Raw genomic sequence first — 4574 nt, forward strand, 5'->3', positions numbered from 1 at the left:
GTTTTAAATAAAATGGAGGATGAAGGCTGGATAGAATGGCGTCCTGCGGCGGGGCGTGGAAAATTATCCGATCTCATTTTTAAACGTAGTCGCAGTGATGTCAGTGAAAACCTTGCGCGTCGATACTTAGATGAAGGTAAAATTGGCCATGCATTTTCGGTGCTGGATCAAGATGCGGCGAAACTGACGCAAGTGATCCAAAGCTATCTTGGTGTTCAGCATCAAGAAGGTCTGCAAGTCATACGGTTGCCTTATTATCGCCCGCTTTCAATGCTAAACCCGCTAAAATCCATGCGTCGATCTGAGCAACATATCGTAATGCAAATTTTTAGTGGATTAACGCGGCTAGATGAATATGAACAGCTGCAGCCAGATCTCGCACATACATGGGAATCGGTGACAGCAACACATTGGCGTTTTTATCTTCGGCCAGGGGTTCGTTTCCACAATGGTGATTTGCTTACCACCGACGGTGTTATCCAAAGTTTGTGGGAATTGCGATTTCTGAACTTATTCTCCCATCTTGATAGGATCAGCTCGCCCTCCAACTGGGTTATCGATATCTTTTTACAAAAAGCGGATAGTCGCTTACCGCTTCTTTTATCTGAGTCATGTGCCAAGATTTTACTACCAGAGTCCAATCGTAGTGATAATTTTGATTTAATGCCGATTGGTACTGGCCCTTACAAAGTCATTTTAAATGATGAAAAACGCTTAGTTTTGCAAGCGTTTGATGGATATTTTGGATTTAGGCCTTTGCTCGACCGAGTCGAAGTGTGGGTGATTGACGAAGTACATTCTTCGATGGTTTTTCCTAGCTTATCGCATCCGATAAAAACAAAGCGAGGTTCATTTACAGAAGACGTGGATCTTGATCCCGGCTGTACTTACTTGTTACTCAATCGAAAAAATGGCGTCGCCGCAGATGTAAATTGGGCTCGCTACCTTACCAATAAGCTCAGTACTCTCAACCTATTTCGTCAATTACCAGAAGACAAAGTGGTCGAGTTGGGGGTGTTACCTGCTTATGGCTTGAAACCGGGCTGGTATCATCAGTCATCGGGAGATGTTGCCGCTACACCGCCGGGTGAGCGTTCGATCACCATTGCATATCATGCTCAACATCCTATGTTTCCAAGCTTAGTGAAAACAATACAACAGCTGTTAAAAGAAGATGGGATTTCGGTGGAGCTTGTTAAATATGATTTGACTGTTGAAGACACCGATGCTGTCGATGTTTGGGTCAAACCGATGGGAATTGCCAACCATAGAGAAGATGCGTTAGCAGGATGGTTACTTGATTACAGTGATATCGAGCATTTAAGCCGCGCTGAAGATTTTTCGTATTGGTGTCAGTTAGTGGATGAATGGCGCGCCGATCCAAATGCCATATTTCCGGCCAAAGAGATTGGCAAGTCTTTGATAGAAAAACAGCAAGTTATCCCGATGTTCCACTGTTGGTTAGGGATAAGCAAAGATCAATGTGGTGCATTACAAAACGCGAAATGCAACGCGTTAGGCTGGTTTGATTTTAGCAATGTTTGGGTTAAACCAGAGTTATAACAAATTACAGTGATACCCAAACAACTTGGAGTTAAGTCGGCGGCTTGTCAGTGGCCGATAAAATAAGCTAAGAGTAAACAGCAGAATCTAAATTATCCGTTGTTGCCGTCATTTCTGGCGGCAACAAGTATCAGGAGCGATGACGTTGGTTTGATTACGCCGCAGCTAACAACTTCTGTTGATGAGCCAAATATTCATCGTACGTTCCTTGGAAGTAGACCAACTGTTTGTTTTTCACATCAATGATCGAAGTGGCCAGCGAAGAGACAAACTCGCGATCGTGGCTAACAAAAATCAGTGTCCCCGTGTAGGACTTTAGCGCGTTATTGAGCGCCTCAATCGCTTCCATATCCATGTGGTTGGTTGGCTCGTCCATGATCAGCACGTTGATATCTTGCATCATTAGTTTGCCAAATAGCAGACGGTTCTTCTCACCACCCGAGCAATTTCTTGCTTTCTTATTCACATCATCAGCTGTAAAGAGTAGTCGGCCAAGAATGGCACGCACCATCAAATCATCATGTTTTACTGTGCGCCACTGCGAGATCCAATCAAAGATAGTCAGATCGTTATCAAAATCGACAGTACTGTCTTGAGGGCAATAGCCAATTGAGGCATTCTCAGACCATTTCACCACACCTTGGTTGGCCTGAAGCTCTTTGACTAAGCAGCGTAGAAAGGTCGTTTTACCGACGCCGTTTTCACCAATTACCGCCAAACGCGAGCCCGCCTCAAGCAGCAGATTGCCACCGTTGAAGAGCTGTTCATCGTCAAAAGCGTGGCCGAGATTTTGTAGTTCAAGTGCAAGACGATGCAGTTTCTTTCCTTCACCAAAATCAATCGAAGGACTGATGCGGCTTGAGGATTTCACTTCATCAAGCTTGATCTTGTCCATTTTTTTTGCGCGTGAGCTAGCCTGTTTTGCTTTTGAAGCATTGGCACCAAAGCGGTTAACGAAGTCTTGCAGTTCGTTGATCTCGGCCGCTTTTTTCGCGTTGCCAGAGAGTAACTGCTCTCGAATCAAGCTTGACGCTTCAAGAAAATACTCATAATTACCCGGATAAATACGCAGTTCACCGTAATCAATATCAGCCATATGGGTACACACTGAGTTCAAAAAGTGACGGTCATGGGAAATAATAATCATGGTGCATTTACGCTGATTAAGTTCTTCAGCCAACCAACCAATGGTGTGGATGTCTAAGTTGTTGGTTGGCTCATCGAGCAGCAAAATATCTGGGTTGGCAAACAAGGCTTGCGCCAACAAAACGCGCAGTTTCCAACCTGGAGCCACTTGTTGCATCAAGCCAAAATGAAACGATTCCTCAATACCCGCTTTTAACAAAATATCACCCGCGCGACTTTCGGCGGTGTAACCATCCATTTCAGCGTATTCGCTCTCAAGCTCGGCGACTTTCATGCCGTCGGCTTCGCTCATCTCGGCTAATGAATAAATGCGGTCACGCTCTTGCTTGATCTCCCATAGTTTACGGTCACCCATAATCACGGCATCAATTACCGTATATTGTTCGAAAGCAAACTGATCTTGGCTCAGCACACCCAATTTTAGCCCTGGTGTAATGGAGACGTTGCCTGAGCTGGGAGTTAACGCGCCACTCAAGATCTTCATGAACGTCGATTTACCACAGCCGTTAGCGCCAATCAAACCGTAGCGATTGCCGTTACCGAATTTTGCAGAAATGTTTTCAAATAAAGGCTCAGCGCCAAATTGCATGGTGATATTTGCGGTAGAGATCAAGAGAGTTTTCCTAGGTATTCAGTTTAGCGAATCAGTGATGTGCAGACGCCAAATCAACAGAACATAAACAATGGTTAAATAGGCGGCGAATTATACAGAGTTATTACAAAAAGAACAGATGTGAGAGATAGCTCACAGACGGAAATTGCTCAACGTCGAATTGCCTATCGTTATTAGGGAGAAATGGGTGAATAAAAAACACGCTTCACCACATTTTACAGAATGCAGACTAGTATATTCGCATTCACTTTTATCATTAAAGGGATTTTAACAAGGTGCCACCAGCTCACTGTAGCCCGTTTGATTATCAAATTCTCGCTGAAACACTAAGTCAGGGTAGGAATGTAAAATCAGCTCTGCGGTAGTATTGACAAGACAACCATCCAAAAGATGACCACCGATCACTTTGCCTGTTTTATCTGCAACCGCAATGTGCAAGTGTTGATGAGATGCGGTTAGCGTGCCAATCAAAGAGACAATTTCAAATGCATCAACAAGATGTAGCTCTGAAGAGCCATCAGCGAGGCGGATGCGCACTTCAGATAGGCACCCGACACAAGAAGCGATGTTACCCGCTTGTATGTTCTCTTGCTTTATCAACGCGGTAATGGATTGCTTTAAGTCGTGGCCTTTTATTAAGCGAGACACTGTCACTTTTATCATGGAGCATTTCCCTTAAGCAATATCAATAACGATTCTAAGGCAGCATTAATGTCGTCATAACGCTTAGCTTTTCCCATTACACGAATTCCTTGCATCTGGACCAGTACCAGTTTTGCCAATTGATTGGCATCCAGCAATGTACCAATTTGTTTTTGCTCCTGGGCGTTTCGTAGTGCGTGACTAATAACGGCTAGTAACTGGTCAAAAAGTTGTTGGCCTTTTGCTAACACATACTCATCTTGCCCTGCGTGTTCAATCAGGGCGTTTTGCATGAAGCATCCCGATGAACTTGTCTTTTGCAATTTTGCAAATTCTTTAAGAAAAGCAGTCAATTCTTCAAACGCTGAGTTCGTTTGGTTAAGTTCAGCAAGGCGAGGGAGTGGCACTGATACCAGATATTTATCCAATGCTTCGTAATAGAGCGTTTTTTTATCACCATACGCATTATAAAGGCTAAAACGGTTAATTTTCAGCGTATCAATTAGATCGGAAATGGCGGTATTGGAGTACCCTTTTTTCCAAAACAGATCCATTGCCACAATCAGTTTTTCCTCTCTATCGAAATTACTTTTACGAGCCATAATTAAGT

Annotated in this window: 4 protein-coding genes; 1 reads left to right on the forward strand and 3 read right to left on the reverse strand. The window is 43.8% G+C overall.

Translation table 11 applies throughout. The features are described from left to right. Positions 1-1563: ABC transporter substrate-binding protein (locus B9J84_RS00145; protein ID WP_094123256.1), on the forward strand; the 1563-nt coding region annotated here is incomplete at its 5' end. Between the two features lie 154 nt (positions 1564-1717). On the opposite strand, the gene B9J84_RS00150 is transcribed toward B9J84_RS00145, so the two are convergent. The 3 genes from B9J84_RS00150 to B9J84_RS00160 form a co-directional block, all read right to left on the reverse strand. Beyond that, positions 1718-3322 (reverse strand): ABC-F family ATPase, encoded by a 1605-nt coding sequence (locus B9J84_RS00150; protein ID WP_013867813.1) that lies wholly within the window; start codon positions 3320-3322, stop codon positions 1718-1720. 267 nt (positions 3323-3589) lie between these two features. Beyond that, complete coding sequence (locus B9J84_RS00155; RefSeq protein ID WP_094123257.1) at positions 3590-3985, reverse strand: PPC domain-containing DNA-binding protein; 396 nt, start codon at positions 3983-3985, stop codon at positions 3590-3592. After that, positions 3982-4566, reverse strand: a complete 585-nt coding sequence (locus tag B9J84_RS00160; RefSeq protein WP_013867811.1) for a TetR/AcrR family transcriptional regulator — start codon at positions 4564-4566, stop codon at positions 3982-3984. The genes B9J84_RS00155 and B9J84_RS00160 overlap by 4 nt, the downstream gene beginning before the upstream one ends. Positions 4567-4574 lie beyond the last annotated feature (8 nt).

Source organism: Vibrio sp. V03_P4A6T147 (genome assembly GCF_002241085.1).
In the GTDB taxonomy this organism is placed as follows: domain Bacteria; phylum Pseudomonadota; class Gammaproteobacteria; order Enterobacterales; family Vibrionaceae; genus Vibrio; species Vibrio anguillarum.